This is a genomic window from Chryseobacterium joostei, assembly GCF_003815775.1.
GTDB lineage: Bacteria > Bacteroidota > Bacteroidia > Flavobacteriales > Weeksellaceae > Chryseobacterium > Chryseobacterium joostei.
The window spans coordinates 237,596-255,490 of sequence record NZ_CP033926.1; the positions used below are offsets into that span (position 1 = coordinate 237,596).

General features: G+C 33.4%; 22 protein-coding genes. 16 read left to right on the top strand and 6 right to left on the bottom strand.

What is annotated here, in order from left to right; genetic code table 11:
* The first annotated feature begins 16 nt into the window (after positions 1 to 16).
* The 10 genes from EG359_RS01095 (at position 17) to EG359_RS01140 (ending at position 6,580) form a co-directional block, all read left to right on the top strand.
* Positions 17 to 652, top strand: a complete 636-nt coding sequence (locus tag EG359_RS01095; RefSeq protein ID WP_076355845.1) for an XAC2610-related protein — start codon at positions 17 to 19, stop codon at positions 650 to 652.
* Positions 653 to 788: 136 nt separating this feature from the next.
* Positions 789 to 1,232: a hypothetical protein gene (locus EG359_RS01100; protein WP_076355843.1), complete on the top strand. Its 444-nt coding sequence runs from the start codon at positions 789 to 791 to the stop codon at positions 1,230 to 1,232.
* A 17-nt stretch (positions 1,233 to 1,249) separates the two neighbouring features.
* On the top strand, positions 1,250 to 1,975 hold the full coding sequence (locus tag EG359_RS01105; protein ID WP_123867239.1) for a hypothetical protein: 726 nt from the start codon (positions 1,250 to 1,252) through the stop codon (positions 1,973 to 1,975).
* A gap of 130 nt (positions 1,976 to 2,105) precedes the next feature.
* Positions 2,106 to 2,393, top strand: a complete 288-nt coding sequence (locus tag EG359_RS01110; protein ID WP_076355839.1) for a hypothetical protein — start codon at positions 2,106 to 2,108, stop codon at positions 2,391 to 2,393.
* 34 nt (positions 2,394 to 2,427) lie between these two features.
* On the top strand, positions 2,428 to 2,892 hold the full coding sequence (locus EG359_RS01115; RefSeq protein ID WP_076355837.1) for a hypothetical protein: 465 nt from the start codon (positions 2,428 to 2,430) through the stop codon (positions 2,890 to 2,892).
* A 17-nt stretch (positions 2,893 to 2,909) separates the two neighbouring features.
* Positions 2,910 to 3,344, top strand: a complete 435-nt coding sequence (locus EG359_RS01120) for a hypothetical protein (protein WP_123867240.1) — start codon at positions 2,910 to 2,912, stop codon at positions 3,342 to 3,344.
* 96 nt (positions 3,345 to 3,440) lie between these two features.
* Positions 3,441 to 3,737, top strand: coding sequence for a hypothetical protein (locus EG359_RS01125; protein WP_123867241.1), 297 nt, complete (start codon positions 3,441 to 3,443; stop codon positions 3,735 to 3,737).
* A gap of 521 nt (positions 3,738 to 4,258) precedes the next feature.
* Positions 4,259 to 5,281: a serine hydrolase domain-containing protein gene (locus EG359_RS01130; protein ID WP_076355831.1), complete on the top strand. Its 1,023-nt coding sequence runs from the start codon at positions 4,259 to 4,261 to the stop codon at positions 5,279 to 5,281.
* A gap of 263 nt (positions 5,282 to 5,544) precedes the next feature.
* Entirely contained in the window at positions 5,545 to 6,126 is a 582-nt protein-coding gene (locus EG359_RS01135) for a hypothetical protein (RefSeq protein ID WP_076355829.1), read from the top strand.
* Positions 6,127 to 6,259: 133 nt separating this feature from the next.
* Positions 6,260 to 6,580 carry a hypothetical protein gene (locus tag EG359_RS01140; protein ID WP_084180486.1) on the top strand — a complete coding sequence of 107 codons (321 nt, stop codon included), beginning with the start codon at positions 6,260 to 6,262 and terminating at the stop codon, positions 6,578 to 6,580.
* A gap of 47 nt (positions 6,581 to 6,627) precedes the next feature.
* Here EG359_RS01140 and EG359_RS01145 read toward each other — a convergent pair whose 3' ends face one another.
* A complete protein-coding gene (locus tag EG359_RS01145) occupies positions 6,628 to 7,575 on the bottom strand; it encodes a beta-1,6-N-acetylglucosaminyltransferase (protein WP_076355827.1) in 948 nt (315 codons plus the stop codon).
* A 442-nt stretch (positions 7,576 to 8,017) separates the two neighbouring features.
* Between EG359_RS01145 and EG359_RS01150 the strand changes: the two genes are divergently transcribed.
* The 4 genes from EG359_RS01150 (at position 8,018) to EG359_RS01165 (ending at position 10,767) form a co-directional block, all read left to right on the top strand.
* A complete protein-coding gene (locus EG359_RS01150; protein ID WP_076355825.1) occupies positions 8,018 to 9,136 on the top strand; it encodes a DEAD/DEAH box helicase in 1,119 nt (372 codons plus the stop codon).
* A 52-nt stretch (positions 9,137 to 9,188) separates the two neighbouring features.
* Positions 9,189 to 9,383, top strand: a complete 195-nt coding sequence (locus EG359_RS01155) for a cold-shock protein (RefSeq protein WP_076355823.1) — start codon at positions 9,189 to 9,191, stop codon at positions 9,381 to 9,383.
* A 322-nt stretch (positions 9,384 to 9,705) separates the two neighbouring features.
* A complete protein-coding gene (locus EG359_RS01160; RefSeq protein ID WP_076355821.1) occupies positions 9,706 to 9,957 on the top strand; it encodes a hypothetical protein in 252 nt (83 codons plus the stop codon).
* A 225-nt stretch (positions 9,958 to 10,182) separates the two neighbouring features.
* The gene (locus tag EG359_RS01165) at positions 10,183 to 10,767 is read left to right on the top strand and encodes an SMI1/KNR4 family protein (protein ID WP_084180484.1); all 585 of its coding nucleotides are present in this window, start codon (positions 10,183 to 10,185) and stop codon (positions 10,765 to 10,767) included.
* 39 nt (positions 10,768 to 10,806) lie between these two features.
* On the opposite strand, the gene EG359_RS01170 is transcribed toward EG359_RS01165, so the two are convergent.
* Entirely contained in the window at positions 10,807 to 12,009 is a 1,203-nt protein-coding gene (locus EG359_RS01170; RefSeq protein ID WP_076355817.1) for a winged helix-turn-helix domain-containing protein, read from the bottom strand.
* A gap of 488 nt (positions 12,010 to 12,497) precedes the next feature.
* On the opposite strand from EG359_RS01170, the gene EG359_RS01175 reads away from it, so the two are divergent.
* Positions 12,498 to 12,914 (top strand): hypothetical protein, encoded by a 417-nt coding sequence (locus EG359_RS01175; protein ID WP_076355815.1) that lies wholly within the window; start codon positions 12,498 to 12,500, stop codon positions 12,912 to 12,914.
* 166 nt (positions 12,915 to 13,080) lie between these two features.
* Here EG359_RS01175 and EG359_RS01180 read toward each other — a convergent pair whose 3' ends face one another.
* The 3 genes from EG359_RS01180 to EG359_RS01190 form a co-directional block, all read right to left on the bottom strand.
* A complete protein-coding gene (locus EG359_RS01180; protein ID WP_076356044.1) occupies positions 13,081 to 13,494 on the bottom strand; it encodes a hypothetical protein in 414 nt (137 codons plus the stop codon).
* A 186-nt stretch (positions 13,495 to 13,680) separates the two neighbouring features.
* Positions 13,681 to 14,883 carry an MFS transporter gene (locus EG359_RS01185; protein ID WP_076355813.1) on the bottom strand — a complete coding sequence of 401 codons (1,203 nt, stop codon included), beginning with the start codon at positions 14,881 to 14,883 and terminating at the stop codon, positions 13,681 to 13,683.
* Positions 14,884 to 15,004: 121 nt separating this feature from the next.
* Positions 15,005 to 15,955, bottom strand: a complete 951-nt coding sequence (locus EG359_RS01190; RefSeq protein WP_076355811.1) for a helix-turn-helix domain-containing protein — start codon at positions 15,953 to 15,955, stop codon at positions 15,005 to 15,007.
* A 272-nt stretch (positions 15,956 to 16,227) separates the two neighbouring features.
* Between EG359_RS01190 and EG359_RS01195 the strand changes: the two genes are divergently transcribed.
* Positions 16,228 to 17,076 carry a hypothetical protein gene (locus tag EG359_RS01195; protein ID WP_123867242.1) on the top strand — a complete coding sequence of 283 codons (849 nt, stop codon included), beginning with the start codon at positions 16,228 to 16,230 and terminating at the stop codon, positions 17,074 to 17,076.
* Between the two features lie 203 nt (positions 17,077 to 17,279).
* On the opposite strand, the gene EG359_RS01200 is transcribed toward EG359_RS01195, so the two are convergent.
* The gene (locus tag EG359_RS01200) at positions 17,280 to 17,891 is read right to left on the bottom strand and encodes a response regulator transcription factor (RefSeq protein ID WP_076355805.1); all 612 of its coding nucleotides are present in this window, start codon (positions 17,889 to 17,891) and stop codon (positions 17,280 to 17,282) included.
* Positions 17,892 to 17,895 lie beyond the last annotated feature (4 nt).

Sequence of the window (17,895 nt, forward strand, 5' to 3'; positions counted from 1 at the left end):
TCTAAATAATTAAACAATGACCAAACTACTATTTTTCCTTTTGCTGATTGTTAACATTTGCCACGCCCAAAAAACCGAACATTTTACCGATGCAAAAACGGTGATAAAGTCTGGCAAATACAAAATCAACATCACGCAGACCAATCAAAAACCCGAAGCGGTTGTGCGTTTTCAATTGTTCAGAAAATCGGGGAAGAATTGGCAGGAAATTCAGAACGGAAGCTTCAAAAAACAAACCGATTTCGGTCTGTACGTAACTACCGACGAAGACCTGAACAACGACGGCTACAATGATATAAAAATCTCTTACGAGCAAGCCGGAAGAGGTTCCAACGAAATCACAAAGCTATTCATCTTCAACCCGAAAACACAGAAATTGGAAGATATTGTCAACTCGCAGGAATATCCAAACCTGCATTACAATGCCAAAAGGAACTGCGTAAACGGCTACGCTTTTCACGGTGGCAACACTACTTATTTTTTGAAAATAAATGGCAATAAGCTTCAAAATTTTGCCCGGGTTGAATATTACATAGATACCGTTTACAGTTATAAAATTAAAAACGGAAAGGAAATATTGCTGAAAAAACAAGCCTACAATTCCGACAGTGGCGCAACTTTTTTCTCCAATTTTGACCCTGTTGAAGAGTGATTTTATGATACTGTAAAAAGTTAAAATCAATGTTCCTGACACAAAAGTAATAGCGTAAATACGGAAATGTGTAAGAAGAAAATCCCGAAGAGACTGTCCCGAAACTTCGGGAGATGAAAATATTATAAAGAAAAAAATGCAATACCTAACCGAAACAGAACTGCCAATCTGGGCAGACCCGCAGGGAAATGTGATAATGGAAAAATGCCGTGACCATTGTTTTCTTTACTTCGATTGCTGGCTTGATAACGAACCGACATATGCAGATTATATCGGCAAAATAACTTTTCAAAATGCGTGGGCAGTAACCTCGCTCGATATTGAATTCTACGACATTTATCCCAAAGAAGAGTTCAAATATAAATCGTCCATTTTCGTGGTAGAAAATTCCCTTTGGCTAAAAGAAATGTTTGAAAAACGGGTAAAACATTACGATAACTGGACTGGCTGGAAAGATAAAATCTATCATCATTTTCATTTCGCAGGTCACAATAATTATTTCGATATCATCGCCGAAAGTTATAAAGTTGAAAAAATCCCTAAAACCAAAACTCAATACTTCAAAAGACTTTGGGAATAATAATTACTATGAATAAAATGAAAAAAATCTTACTTATCGTTTTCCTGCTTTTGGCTGTGGGAATGGTTTATCTCATCCAGACCAGAATTGGCTTGGAAAAATTTTACCAGGATGTGAAGTACGAAATCACTTCCAGGATTTCTAAAAGTAAAACCCCCGAAACGCAAGAGGAAACACAAGTGGAGCAAGACAGCATACCGCAAGGTGGCTACACACTTTTAGAAAAATTTGATAACAATCTGGAGCCATTTCCTGACAACGAAACTGCACTTTATACGTACTACAAATTTCCTTTTACCAAAGAATTTAAGGAAGAAGAACGCAACAAACCGATGCCTGACAAACTGATAGTTGCCACAATGAAGCCAACCGAAGAAGATGCGACCACAGCATTTCAGATGAATATGGAAGGAAGACTGTCAGATTTGGTAGAAAGAGGATTGAGATTTCGGGTGGGCAACTGTTACGAAAACGACAAAACGGACATCTACGGGAATAAGCCCTGCGTTACCTGCAACATAGCCGTTTTTACACCCAATAAAGCCGATGCGCTGAAAACCATACACGTTTTTCCGGAATACAGCTACGATTTTTATTATGAAGAAAACAATTTTCCCAAATGGAAGGTGACTGATGCCTTGATGAACATTCCGTTTGACTATAAACTGTATGAAGAAACCAACGACAATCTAAAGCAGATAGGATTTGAAATCCAAAAATCGGAAATGTTTAAAGAAGAGTAAATTTTTATGACAAACACAATGACCATCAATCTCAATGACCAAAAAGAAAACAATCTAAACAAATCTGATATTGGAGATTTTTAGTATAGCCAACAATAAAATTTTAAGGATTAAAAATCAATCACCAATTATGGGACACGAATATAAAATAACAGCAAAACTCACACAAAAACAGAGAAGTGAAATAGCTGAATTACTTGAGAACAACCGGTATTTTTATGAAAGAGATGAAAAGGTAGTTGAGTTCAGGCATCCTGAAAATAATGGAAAAATGCCCAATTTATATGTTGGTTTTGAACCCGATGGATTATATGTCTGCCAAAACGGAAGCTCTTATCTGTGGACATATTTAGATGATTTGAAAGAATACTTTGAAAAAGAAATAGTTGATTTTGAAATTATAGATTATTCTGAATGATAAACCCGCTTTTCATTATCCAAAACCTTTACAAATGAAAAAATTAATCACAATCCTAACCCTTTTTCTACTAGCAAATTCCGCATTTTCACAAACCGGAAATTACGAATTAGTGATAGAAAAGATAAAAACAGAAAAGCGAGGAAAACCCGTCATTTGGGTGATGGCAACGCTTTCCAACCATAGCAAAGAAACATTGAGGTATTTCAGTACAAGTTGTTCGTGGCAAGAACTTTATACAACCGACAACAAAAAACTACAGCTTCAAACCTTTGATTGCAACAAAAATATTCCGCTCATTCTCACATTGGCATCCGGAAAATCGACAACAGTAAGCATTCGGTTTTTCGTAAATCCTGCCATAAAAACTTCGGAACGAAAGTTTAAAATCGGTTTTAATTTAATGAAAGCAACCAACGCTCAAAAACCAACTGACTTTGATTTTAAAGAAGCTGGAAAAAGGAAAACCGTGATTTGGTCGAACTCGATTTCGATGTAAATGATAAAATTAAAATGATGAAAAAAATAATTTTATGCTTCGTTCTGCTGTTTTCCGTTAATGCGTTTGCACAAACCAGCGACAGCCTTTTGCTGAAAGATAACCGAATGATAAAATTGTCGCCCACAAATCTATATTCAAGGGATGATATTTTATCGAAAAAAGTATCGGAAGTCAGCTTCAATGCCCAGATTTTAGGGACAGGAAAGCCAAATGTGGTAATGATTAGCCGGTTTAATGATTTTTTGAAGAAAAACAATTTAAAGAAAATCAGGAAAGTAATCACCAGCTACGATTTGAAACAAGGCAACAAAAATTTTTACATCTGGTCGCATAAATACTTTAAAAATCCGCCCAAAAATCCGCTGATAAAAGCCTTGTATTACGAAGTAACATTCAAAAATTATAAAGATAATTTTCTGGTCATTACCAAAATGGAAGAAGATAAATGATAATCGAACTCTACAAAACAGGAAATATTTTTGGGGTAATGGGCGGAAATCCAGAATAGCAAAATCCCGAAAATATCATAAAAAAGAAACCCGCCAATGTTCAAAATAAATCAAAAAATATCATTAGTAGCCTTACTTATTTATAGTGCTATTTGTGTGTCGCTGATATTATTGCTTTTTAAGTCAATCATTCCGGGTGTTGTAGGTATTATTGTTGGATACTCTGTGTTTGTAATTGTTTTGCTTTTGCAACAGCTGGTTACAAAAGATGGCTTAATTCAGGCAATGAAAAATTTCAGAGAAAATGCCAAATATGAATTGGAAAAGATGAGGACTGTATTTTCAGATGACCAGAAAAGACAAAAAATAAATGAAACAGAAAAAAGGATATAATCCCATTGATTTAGAGTAAAATAAATATTAAAAACTCAAACCGCTTTTTATTTGTATGTTTTTGCCAAGGCTTTTTGAAATGTTCAAAAAGCTTTAGGGGGTATTTATTGTCCTTAAAACATGTTGTAAAATTCAATTCAAATAAATGATTATCAGTTTTTAATAAAAATTAATGGCCAGTTGATTGAATCTTTGTCCTACATTTTAAGTTCCTTAAAGAAATGTATATTAGTATCTGTAATTAATACGAGTATCTTTATATCCATAAAAATGAGTTAAAATCAATGAAAATAAGTTTGTGTCTAGTCGTTAAAAATCGCAGGATGTTTTAAGCAGATGTTTGGAGAGCACCATAAGATTTGCAGATGAAATTATAATAGTAGATACCGCAATGTATGCCTATATTAATGGAAAACGTGATTAACATTACCTTTTTTATAATAGTTGAGATGAGGAACCTAATTCCCACGTGTTTCATTCCAGGCTTTTTGTATTTTTGAGAAAATTCGTAAATAAATATAATGAAATTAAGTGTTTTAGGAATATCCTTATTACTGCTAACTTCTTCATGCACAATTAACAATACAAACAATAGTCAATCTTCCTCTTCATTATCAACAATCGATAGTATAGCGATAAATAATCATTTCAATGGAGTGATATTAGTAGCAAAAGATTCAACTATTCAGTATGAAAAAGCATTTGGATATTCTGATATTGATAACAAAACAAAATTAAAAACAAAAGATCAGTTTTATATTGGATCTATCAGTAAGCAAATTACTGCTGTTTTAATTCTTAGAGAATATGAAAAGGGAAATTTACAGTTAACTGATAAACTTGATAAGTATTTCCCTGAAATTAAGCAACCTTGGGCCAAGCAGGTCACTATTCATCATTTGCTTACCCATACCCATGGGATTTTAGAAATTGACAAGCCTCTCGAATTCGAAGTGGGAACCCAATTTCATTACTCTCAAATAGGATTCGGGCTATTAGGCCAAATACTTGAAAAAATAAGCCATAAATCTTTTGAAAAAATAGCAACAGAACTATTTACTCAATATGGACTGAAAAATACTTTTCATCCTGATAATAAAAAATACAATAATCTCGTAAAGGGATATGAAGAGGATGAAAATGGTAAGCTTATCTATGCTACAGGTAATCCTGTAAAATATATAGCTGGCGGTGGCTTCATATCGAATGCTGAAGATGTTCTGAAATGGTATCGGTTATTATATTCAGGGAAGCTTGTAAAGACCACTACTTTGGATATGATGAAAACACGATACGCCACCAGAAATCATCCTGTTTTTGACAAAATAGAATATGGATATGGATTATTATTTCTAGACGGTGAACAAAATACTCAGATAGGGGCATTTGGGTATGCTCCGGGTTTTCCTTCGGCAGCCTATTACTATCCTAAGACCCATATAAATTTAATAGTTCTAGAAAATATAGGATATAATTTGGATGATTTCAAAAAAACGTTTAAAACCCACACAGACTTAATGAAATTTATTAAAAAAGAGAAATAAAACCCATTTTTTGTGAAATTTGGTGCTAAATGTAGAACCTGTGTAAATTCTATCTCACTAAATTAATGGTATTTTTTTAATCAAGTATAGAGTTTACTAAAGAGATGATATGATGATATAATTTTTTTAAGCTATAACTTTTCAATACAAAAATTTTCCAAACGTAGCAGGAATAGGGTATTTTAAAGTATATTTTATTCTGAATGAAATACACATTGGTGTGTTTTTTGCAGAGGGTGATCCTGTTAAAACTATAATAAATTATGAAAATTACTTATCTGGGAACAGGATTTTTAGCAATGGCATTGGTACTTACGGTGGGATCTAATTCTGTTTTTGGCAAAAGACCAACTATTCAAATTGAAAAAGCATATGAAAATCCAGATTCATTGAAAGTTGAGAAACTGGCTAAGGATTTAAAGAAAATAAAGCCTATTACTGTAAATGAATTCAAGGCTAAATTTAAAAAGGAAGTGGCTGGATTTAAGTTGACAGAAGTTGATGCTTTTGAAGATAAAGATACCGGTTCATTTGCTACAGCAAATTACAAGAAAGGGGATCAAAATGTTTACCTGATGGTAGCAGACGGAGCGGGGCCGGGAGCGGATCAGGTAAAGTCAAGTTTGCTTAATTATTTAGAAATTAAAGCAATAGAAGAGCTGGGTGATAAGCTTACTATTAAGAGTTACAAAGGATGGCAGGCCTTATTTGATTCAAGTATGTATGAAAGTGATGAAATGGCAAACATCCAATATCTGGAAGGAAACAGATATTCTATTGTAGCTTCTGGAAATAAAACTCCTTTAGAAGAAGTAAAGGCTCTTTTAGACAATATCAGCCTGTAGAGAATACTATTTGATATATATATGGCCTCGGTTTATTAAAATCCGGGGCTTTTTTGTTCAAGGATGCTCAGATGTTTGGTTAAGGTGAAAAATAATAGCAATTTATATCGAAACCTCCATAAAATAATAAGTCATGACAGCAAAAGAATTTATAGCCGGAGAAATAGATAAATTAAACGATTTAATAAGTAGGGAAGTAAATAAAGAATCTAATTTGAAACTTAAAAAAGAGTTGTCAGAAACCATCTATTTATTAAGTATTTTAGATAATCACCAGATCAATAAAAAAACAATTAAAACCATTCTGGAATTACCTGATTCTAATACCGGATATTCTGACTATAGAATAATAAACGATTGCGAGTCGGATAATCCTGATCATTGGATTGAAGTGAATATCCATAATGAGAAACTTAGATTGGCAGAGGGAGACATTATTATCAAAAAGAAGTGATGAGTAAGGCTTATGAAGTGTACTAAAGTATGTTGTTGCCTTGAAAATCAATTATTTTGACGATCATTCCTTTTTAATTCTCTTTCAATTTCATCAATTTCGGGTAAAGGAAAGAGAAAGCTGTCTTCAATGTAGTTCAGGATATTTTCATCTGTTTTTTTATTTACTTTTCTGATAAAAAGTTGGTTGCTGGATTTCAAAGACTCGATATAGGTAAGTATACTCTGTTTATTTTGGAAAAATGATTTCCCAAAGATTGCTCTTTTATCATCATTAACGATAATATCATTGAATGAGGTATTCATAAGAACAGTTTGGAAAAACGATTCGGCTGGTAAAAAAGTATGAAGGTAGTAATCTTCAAAATCCATGACTCTTTTATTGTTGGTTAAGAACATGCAGGTTTCTTTTGTAAACATAAACCATTTCCCTCCGATGTAAGGTATTACCCCTTTCATAAAATCTCTTTTATAAATGAATGAAGAAACCATGTAGGCTAATTCCGTAAAATGATTCTGTATTCTCTGCAGTGTGTCGGGCCTGTAAAACTCCTGGTCATAATAAAAGAGATAATTCCGACCCTTATTGGCCGTAAGAAATTTACGAATGATACTTTGGGATTTAAGGGGATAGTCTTCACCACTTAGGTTAATAAAATAATCCCACCCTTGGTTTACATTCAAAAGAAATTCCATAGCATTAAGTTCCGCCTGAATCATACTGAAGCCACCCGATACAATATTCAGGCTCTCTAAAATATAAGCATTGGGAAATTGAACAATATACAATTGGATCTCTTCCGTGAATTTTGGATTCGACTTTCTGTCAATGTGAATAAGATAAAACTGATCCCTTGTGTAGATTTTCTGAAACATGGCTTTAAATGCCTCAGGTTTATGATGTACCATAATAAAATAAGCAATTTTGATATGGGGTACAGCATGAGATTCTAAAGTACAGGGGGAAGGATCTGTTATGGGTAAAGATGTTTGCATACTTCGGAGCTTAAAATCATCCGCACTTGCAAATAATTAGGTTGACGTGCGAAAGCTACGAATATATTTTTGATAATCAATCAATTAAATATATTTTTATTGTTTTTCTTTATTGTATGTTTGCATAGCATTTATAAAACGGGTCACTGCCTTTGCCATTCTGTAAGACTTTAAAATCATAATCCTTTCTTTCAGTTTTGCTTTTTCAGCTACCAATTTATAGTCTTTATTTCAATGCGAAAGAGATTATAAAATCCTATTGTAAATAGGAGCGATATGTTATTGCAGGGTAATCAATAATGTTTTTATATTATTGATACAGCTTAAAGAAAGCAAAAAGATAAGCCGAAAGAGTATTCCTTAATTTGTTTTATCCCAATACACCAAATCAAATTCTGATAAACAGATTTGCTTACAAACTACCGGAAGACCGGAATTTATAATGAATTTTAAAAATTTAAATCTAATCAATCCAATTATCCGTGCTGTTACAGAAGCTGGATATTCCAAACCTACGGAAATACAAGAAATTGCAATTCCGCATATTTTGGAAGGAAAAGATATAATTGGATGTGCTAAAACCGGTTCCGGAAAAACAGCCGCGTTTGCAATGCCAATTCTACAGTTACTTAAAAGACACACTCCCGAACATAAAGAAATAAGAACTTTAATACTTACCCCAACCCGGGAACTGGCTATGCAGATAGAAGAAGACTTGGGAATTTATAGTAAGTACTTACCTTTATCCCAACTTTCTATTTATGAGGGTATTTCAACGGGAAGCTTACTTGCTGCACTAAGAAAAAGAGTAGATATTCTTGTAGCAACTCCCGGAAAACTTTTGGAGTTGGATAATCAAAGACATATTGATCTTTCTAAAATTGAGATACTTGTTTTGGATGAAGCAGATAAGATGTTTGATCTTGGTTTGGTAAATGATATAAAAAAGATTTTAAAACAGACTCCTCAGAAAAGACAAGCATTATTCTTTTCTGGTACAATGCCGATAAGCTTAAAGAAATTTGCTGAAACAACCCTGAATAATCCTGTAAATATTACAATAAACCCCGGGGCTTTAACAGCTCAAGCAGTTAAACAATCAGTGTATTTTGTACAGAAAGAAAACAAAGCTGACTTACTTATTGATATACTGCGCAAAAAAGATAGCATCAAATCATTGGTTTTTACACGCACGAAGCAGGTTGCCAATAAACTTGTTCAGCAGCTGGAAAGTGTAGGGATTTTTGCAGCAGCTATTCATGGAAACAAATCACAGGAAGCAAAACAGACAGCCCTTGATGATTTTAAAAACAGCAGAATTAATGTGTTGGTTGCTACTGACACAGCCGCAAAAGGAATGGATATTGAGGATTTTCCCTATGTCGTCAATTATGAACTTCCAAATGTTCCGGAAACCTATGTTCACCGAATTGGAAAAACAGGAAGATCCGGTACAGAAAGAACCGCTATTTCGTTTTGTGATACTGAGGAATGCTTAGATCTAAAAAATATTCAACAACTGATAGGGTTTACAATGCCTGTTAGTTTATTTCAAAAATAAAATCTGTAAAGTCTACAGATTATAATACATACAATTTTTAATAATAATTACAATGCAAGAAGGAACAGTAAAATTCTTCAATGAAGCAAAAGGCTTCGGATTTATTTCTCCAATAGACGGGAGTAAAGACATATTTGTACATTCTTCAGGATTAAACACAAGTTCAATCCGTGAAAATGATAAAGTAGTTTTTGATGTACAAAAAAGCGATAAAGGTTTAAATGCTGTTAATGTAAAGTTAGCATAATTAAATCTTGATTAAAATTACGAGGGTATTAAAAATGATATCCTTGTAATTTCAGTCTCATATTTTTATATTTTTTACAACATAAAATTCATACACTTTTAGTATGTGGATAATATTGTTTGAAAGAACATTAATGCAGATTAAATTACTTTTTATTTTCATTATATGTTCATTTACCTCTTGCTTTATGTAAGAGGTTTTTAAACATAATGTAAGAAATAGGATTAATTCTGATGGCATTAGTTTTTGAAGAAAATGATGTTTTTTTGTAAGTTAGCGAATGAAAACTAATCAAAAATAATAATCAAAAAACTTTAAATGAATGAGGGAAAAAGAACTCAATGAGCTAACAGATCAGGAACTACTGGAAAAGAAGAAAAAATCCAAGTCTGAAAATATAATCAATGGAGCTATTCTTGGCTTTCTGATTGGTATTGCCACATACAGCGGTGTGAGAAACGGCATCGGGCTTTTTACTTTTTTACCACTTATTTTTGCATTTTATGCCGCTAATCAATGGAAAAAGAATAAGCAGGCATTAGAAAAAGAACTGGAATCCAGAAATCTGAAGTAAAATATAGAACAAATAAGTTGGCCCATTGCTTTTAGCAATGGGCCAACTTGGTTTTTAAAGAGTAATATAGAACGTATACAAGTGAATTTCCAAATTAAGATAGAATATTGATTCTGATTATCTTGAAAAGTATTAATTTTCAGGAAAAATTATTTCCAATGAGCATCATAAAAACTTAATATAGATAAAGCAATTGAACTGGTAGAAAGGAACAAAGAATATCTTATGTATGAAAAAGAAGTTCACCCTGAAATGGAAAATGAGATGGACAGGGATACTTTCAAACACAAACCAGCAAAAGTAAATCTGGAACAAAAAGGCACAACCACGGAGCTATTAAGTTTGATTTCTGAGCATGATAAGATCTGGAAACCAATAGATGCAGCCATTACTGATAATGATATCGAAAAACTAGAGTCTGATCTGAAAATTACTTTCCCGGATTCTTACAAAGAATACTTAAGATATAAACATTTTTATACAATTTTTCTGTACAATGATATCAGGCTTTATCCCAAGCCTATCGGGGAATGGAACCAAATCTTAAAAGAAAATAATGAAAACATGAAAGAGGTTCTCTTGGATCAGGGATATCTTGGGATTGGGGACTTTTCTGATTATGGAGAAGTATGTTTTGACTTTAATGCGTCTATGGACAATCCTCCCATTGTGATGGTAGATTACGAAACAGGTGAAGCAGAAAGGCTAGCCAATAATTTTACGGCCTTACTTGAAAAAATTATGACAAAATCTGAACCCATGGTAACTGAATTGAAAACTTGGGAAAAGAAAATGTATGGAGTATCATAGTTTTTTTTTACATTCAAGGTGAACAAGTATAATAAGCAATTAGGCTCGTTTATTTAGAGCTTTTTTAATTATTCCGGTAAATTTTGCAGGGCTTACTTTTGTTAGAAGTAGAGTAGTGCAACCATTAAAACTGGCAAACTGTTTTACTGACTCTATAAAGGATGCCAGCCACAATTCGGTGACTATACTTATATTTTCAATATGCAGATGAATAAGCTCAAACTGCTTGGTTTTTCGGTGTGCCTTACAGTCAACTCTGCCAATAAATGTATTTCCAAATAGAATAGGCAGGCAAAAATAACCATACTGTCTCTTTTCCTTGGGAACATAGCATTCGAGACGGAAATCAAAGTTGAAGATCTGCTGAATGCGGTCACGGTGAATAACAGAATTATCAAAAGGAGATAAAAGCTGAACACGTGGAGGTGCATCAAACACTCTTTCCAGTAAATCACTTTGTACAAAAATAGGAGCAATCCCATCAAAATCCATCTGTTGTATGGTCTTTTCCTGAAGCATTGATTGTAAAACCTCGTTGATATCTTTTTTTAAGATTCCTCCCGTTTTTAGGTGGGTTATTTGCTTCAACGTTGTAAAACCATAGGCACGGAGGTATGTTTTTACCAGATATTCAGCAAACTCAAATGGAGTAGGTTCCGTTACATCAATATGAGCTGGCAGAACTCTTTCGCGGAGGTCATACGTTTTTTCCATACCCTTACGTTTAGAAATCATTAAATCTCCTTGCATAAACAGCCTTTCAAGAGCCAGTTTAGTAGGTTTCCAACTCCACCAGCTTCCTGTTTTTTTACTCTCATTTTCAAAATCCCTTGCCTTTTTAGGACCCTCATTCCGAATGACATCAAGCACATGTTGCATCACTTTTGGATCTGCATTATAATAATGAGATTGATTTTGTTGAACATTGAGCATTTGAGGTAAGGCATAACGGAAATCTTTCATAGGAAGATAGGAGGCAGCGTGAAACCAATATTCAAATACGTTACGTTCTTCTACCAGCTTTTCCAGGTAGCTTGGCTGATAGTCGGGAACCCTTGTCCAAAGGGTATGGTGATGAGCACGTTCAACAATTGATAAGGTATCAATTTGTATATAGCCAAGATGCTCCAAAGCTTTCAGTACAGCACTTTTTCCTGTTCCAAATGAAGAATTCCTTAGTAATCCCTGGCTTTCTAGTGTGGCAAGTTGTAATTGTGATATTGCTCCCTTTTCTATATCCATATTATCACAAATTTATTGAATTAAATGAGGATAAACAATCAGAATTATTAGTCTTTTTATGTTATTTTCCCCCATTTTAGTTAGTCCCCGGCGCTATTTTACATCCTTTAGGCCGGGAGAGTTTTTATTCTAAAGAACCATTTTTTTTGGACGCATTCATTTTAAGTATCATAATACTAAGATGAAAGGATTTGTGTTATCAGGATACAATATGTTCAACATACAGTTTAATAAAATAAAATGATAATATTTTAAGTTGAATATCTGAAAAAGTTGTATCTTATTCTTTTGAAGATAAAATAATATTTTCATAAAAGTGGAATACTATTTGTAATGCAAAATATGAAAATAATAAATGAATCAAATTTTTAGCAAGAAATATATTTAAATAATTAAAAATTATGTTCCCGCCTCAATAAAGCAGATTGCTTTATTCAAACAATGTCCTTTATTCAGTACAAAAAAAATGTTCCATAAATTTTAAACATATGAAAAACGCAAAACTATTAATTACAGCGATTACAGTTGTAATGTTCGCTTCAAGTGCTTCTGCACAGCTTACTCCAAAAGGAGCCGGTTCCGATAAAGATAAACATGGATGTAAAGGATCCGCAGGATATACTTTCTCTGTTATAAAAAATGACTGTGTGAGGCTTTTTGATGAAAAAATTCAGTTGAAAGAAGTAGATACTAAAAAATCATATACCTCTAATGCTGCCATAATTCTTAGCCAGGATGAGAAAAAAGCAGAGTTGTTTTTACCATCGTCTGACGGAAGTCTTATACTTGATAAGGTAGCATCTAAAAAGGCTGTTATTTATAAAAAAGGACAATATACTTTGACGAAAGGTAAAAAAAATAGCTATGTATTGAAACTTGCGAATAAAACAGTTTTCAAAAGTTAAAAATATAATCAAGAAAGAGCACATTTCATATTTGTGCTGAGAAGCTGCTTCATAACTGAGGCAGTTTTTTTATTGATTATTCAGAATTTCTGATAGATTTCTATAACAATGAAAACCACAGATTAATATCATAAACTGTGGTTTTCAATAACTAAGAACTATTTAATTATGATTCTGTTTTCAGGTAGCCATAATGTAAAGAAGGATCCTTACCGAAAAGGCATGAAAAAATATTTTGAAATTCATGGATGTACCTACATTTTATAGCATTTCCATAAATTTTTAATCCTTCCAGTATTTTTCTTGAACTCAAGTCAATATCATACTTTATAAAAGCTTCCGGTCTTTCGTATCGGATGCTTTGATCTGAACTGAACGTTCTTGAGAATCCAAGCCTCTCCAGCCATTCCTCAGTTATTTTAATTGGCTTAATGGAATCTGCCGGAACCGAAATACGTTGAATATCATTTTCAATGTGAACAAAATACTCCTTTTCTACACTCTGAAAGATTTCAGTGATCGTATAAATCTGATTTTTGTACTCGACTAAGTTTTTGATTTTAAGATCTGCTACATTCATAATATTTTGATTTTTGTGATGATGTTGGTATAGGGTATAACTATCAAATATTATGCCTTGCATGGCATTTTAAAGAGTTGTTTTAGTGAAGATTAGGTTAAATTTTTCGTTAAAAAATTAATATTATGTTAAAATAACAGAATTATAATTGGTTTTCAAAAAATTGAATGTTGCAGCACTATTATATCAGTGAATTTTTTTCTCCTTTGAAGACTTATTGGCAGTGGCCAAAAGAAGAGCAATCACAATAGAAAAGATAAGAAATGCTATAAAGACATTCCAGGAATAGGAGTGGAGAAGATATCCGGTACCGCTTCCTAAAATACTTGATCCGAAATAATAGAACAACCAATAAATAGAAGTAGCAGAAGACTTTCCTCGCTTTGCATAGAGTGCAGTCATTTGGCTGGCCATAGTATGAGAGGCAAAAAAGGAAAGCGTAAAAAGAGCAAGTCCAAAAATGAGAATATAAAGATTTTCTGATAGAAGCAACAATGCTCCTACAATCATAAACAGGATGGAAGCCTTTAAAATATTATTGGCAGGAAACCTTTTGGATAGACGGCCAACAATCATAGTTCCAAAGACCCCAAAAACGTACATCAGGAATATAAATGCGATGATAAAATGACTCAGGGAAAAAGGAGCAGCCTCTAATCTGAAAGTCAGATAATTGTATACACTTACGAAAACACCCATTACCAAAGCAGCAATGAAGTATAAACGAAGCATATAAGGATTGGTCAGAAAAAACTTCATCTGCTTCATCTTGAGATGATAATCTGTTTTCTGAGGGTTGAAAAATTTTGATTCCGGAAATAGTTTCCAAAATATAATGCCCAGGATCAAGCTTTCTATTCCAATCACTAAAACAGCATTGCGCCATCCAAATTCTCCGGCTATAAGGGTTGCCAATATTCTTCCACTCATCCCACCAATGGTATTCCCGCTCAGATACATGCTAATGGCTGCACCTATTACAGCAGCATTTACTTCCTCGGTAAGATAGGCGAGGGCAACCGCTGAAACTCCTGAGACAACAAATCCTTTGAAGATTCCGATGGCAATCAGAAGACTAAGGCTTGGAATCCAGGTTGAAATGATGGTAAGTAAAGCCGAAGATATCAGGGAGAAAGCCATCAGTTCTTTTCTGGAATAGCTATCGGCTTTAAAGGCAAAAAATAATAGGCCTAGTGCCATTCCTATGGTAGAGGATGATACAAGCAGGGAAGTATCACCCACAGATACTTTGAAGTGTTCTGCAGCCATGGGTAGCATTGGCTGAAAAAGATAAAGCTGTGCAAATACAGAAAGTCCGGAAAAGAAAATACAAAGTTTTATAAATCGGAAACGTTGGCTTCCTTGATCAGCTTTTTCAAATAGATTCATGATTTTTGCCGTTAAAATGCAGTAACTTCATAGAAATAAGGCTCCGTAAAGTTCCTGATTATTTTTTAATTTCAGAAATCATTATTTCAAAAATTTTTATTGGTAAAACAAATCGATGGGTCTACATATTATTGATGTATTCTGATGGAGTGATCCCTTCCATCTGCTTAAATACACGGTTAAATGTTGATTGATTGGAAAAACCTGCTTCTGTATAAATATACACAAGAGTTATCTTTTCAATATCATTTTCGCTAAGCAGTTTTTTTACACATTCAATTCTGTGCATATTCAGGTAGTTATTAAAATTGGGATATCCTTTATATCGAATCGATTTGGATATATAACTGCTATTGATATCCATTTCTATAGAAAGCTTGGAAATATTAAAATTAACGTCCTTGTACAGCTGTTTTTCATTCATTACAGATTCTATTTTTTCAAATAACTCTTCTGCAAAAAATGGAATTTTTTCTGTTGTAGTCCCCGACTGTATTTCCGGATATAATTTTTCCTCTTGAATTTCATGATAAATCTCAACCCTTCTTATTTTATCATTAAAGTAGATGAGAAGCGAAACTACTGCTACATTGGATGTAACGAGAACAATATCTGTTAATCTTACATCTTCCGGACTATGTTTTTGAAAATTAAAAGTGAAGTTTTTTGAAATAATAAATCCCGCAGCTATGTTGAATAACACAAATAGCCCATAAATAAAGACATATTTTCTGGAAAAAAAGACATATGCAGCCAACGGAATAGGAATAAGCCATACAAAACTTGCTACAGAATTATTCCAAAAGGCAAGCATAACATAAAAATTGTAGAGTGTAGCAGTAATAATGTAGGAGTGAACCAATACGTTCACCGAGTAGCTTTTGTGAACAATCAAATAAGTGTAAATCAGTAAAAAAAGTCCTCCATAAAGATACCAAGACATCATTTTATCAGGAATGATAAATGTAAATATCAAAGCGAAGACAGCAAGGATGATCCACATCAGAACATTATAGTATTGAATCAGCTCTCTTTTGTATTGTTCAATTTTTTCAATTTTTGTAGCGGTCATTTGTGGTTTGAGATAATTTATTTTTTTTCAACATATTTCTGTCAGTCAAATATTAAAAATGACTGGCTTAAATTTTTGATATTCAGTATTTTGTGTTTTGTTGTAGCTGTTTCCTGTTTTTCATTGATTATTTATAAAATTGATTTATCAGTGAACATAACTTTGCATCAGGATAACCGAATCAAACTAGCTGTTCATCTGAAAAATTAATCTACATGATTGTATATACATAATCAATAAATCAAATAATTGTTTTAACAAATATAACTAAAATGAAGAAAATAAAATTATCTCTTTGTAGTATGATATTGTGTTTATCTGTAAATGCTTTTTCCCAGGTAGGGATAAATACAGATTCCCCCAAAGTTACATTAGATGTTGTAGGTAAACCGGATATAGTAACTGTGCCAGATGGCGTAATGGCTCCAAAATTGACAGGAGATCAGCTAAAGGCTAAAGATGATGTATATCTTACCGCACATACCGGGGCATTGGTTTATGTGACCCAAGCTGTCACGGTGCCATCTGTTAAAACTGCAAAAGTAGACAAGCCGGGATACTATATGTTTAATGGTGAAACCTGGAAGTTTTCTTTTGGTGGAAATGATGGTGATGATATTTCAATCGGAGAATTGACTTATTACCATGGAAGTATACCTGCCGGAACTTCAGGGGCCAATATTCTTGCAAGCACCTATCTTTCTGATCTTCCTATTCTGGGAGGAGTTTTGAGGCTTGATGCTCAGTTTGATGGAAGCTCGGCAGGAACAGGATCTTCTACTACCTTTAATCCCAGACTTTATAATGTAGGATCATCTGATATAAAGATTTGGGTTTCAGAAATGTCAACCCATACTGGTGATTCTGATAACGGAAATATTAAACTGTCACCTGGAGCTTTCAGACAGTTTGATGATGGTGTTTACCTTACACAAACGCATAATGAAACCGTAACATTTGATATTACCATACAGCAGCCGGAGCCAAGATGGTATAGGGTGTACTACGCATTTCGGGTAGATAACAAATCTATGACAGGAAGCAGTAATGCCACGACTACAGACTCAAGTACCACCGATAATACAAGGGAACTCTTTCTTTCTGTACAAAGACTATATTAATGGAGTTTCTTTACTTACCATTTGACATCTCTGATTCTAAAAACAAATGATGAACAAAATAATTCAAGGAATCAATTAACAGGTCCATTTATTGTGACCAAGTTAAAGTTGTGTTTTTCTCAGGACCGGAATTTTGTGAATTTTCCGGTCCTCATTTTAATAAAATATTTATTGAATTAAATGAAAGCATGGTTGAAGAATCATTAATGCATCATTTCATACACTTTAATCAGCTCTGCAATATTTCCTACATCAAGTTTTTGGAATATCCTCTTTTTGTAGGTACTTACGGTAGACATTTGAATGTTTAGTCGGTTGGCAATTTCCAGATTTCCATTTCCATCTGCCAAGAGTTTAAAAATCTCATATTCGCGGGAAGAAAGTTTTTCAGCGGGATTATCTCTTTTATTCTGGATGATAAGCCCAATTAATTCAGCAGGATAGAAATACCCTTTTTCAAGAACTGTTTTTACAGCATTTTTGATTTCTTCTTCACTGCTTTGCTTATTCAAGTACCCCTCAGCCCCTTCTCTGATATATTGTATGGCAACATCTTTATCATATCCGGAAAATACAAGGATTTTTATATTTTTCTGGATGTCTTTAAGTTCAGAAATCATTTTTTTATATTGAGTTCCGGGCATATCAATATCTAAAATAAGCAGATCATATTGCTGGGTTTCCAACATCTTTTTTACCTGTTCATAGTTCTCTGCGAAGTCTATATTCAGGCTAGGAAAAGCAGACTCCAAAACCAGTGCTGTTCCTGCTCTGACTACATAATGATCATCAGCAATTAAAATTCTTTCATTCATATAA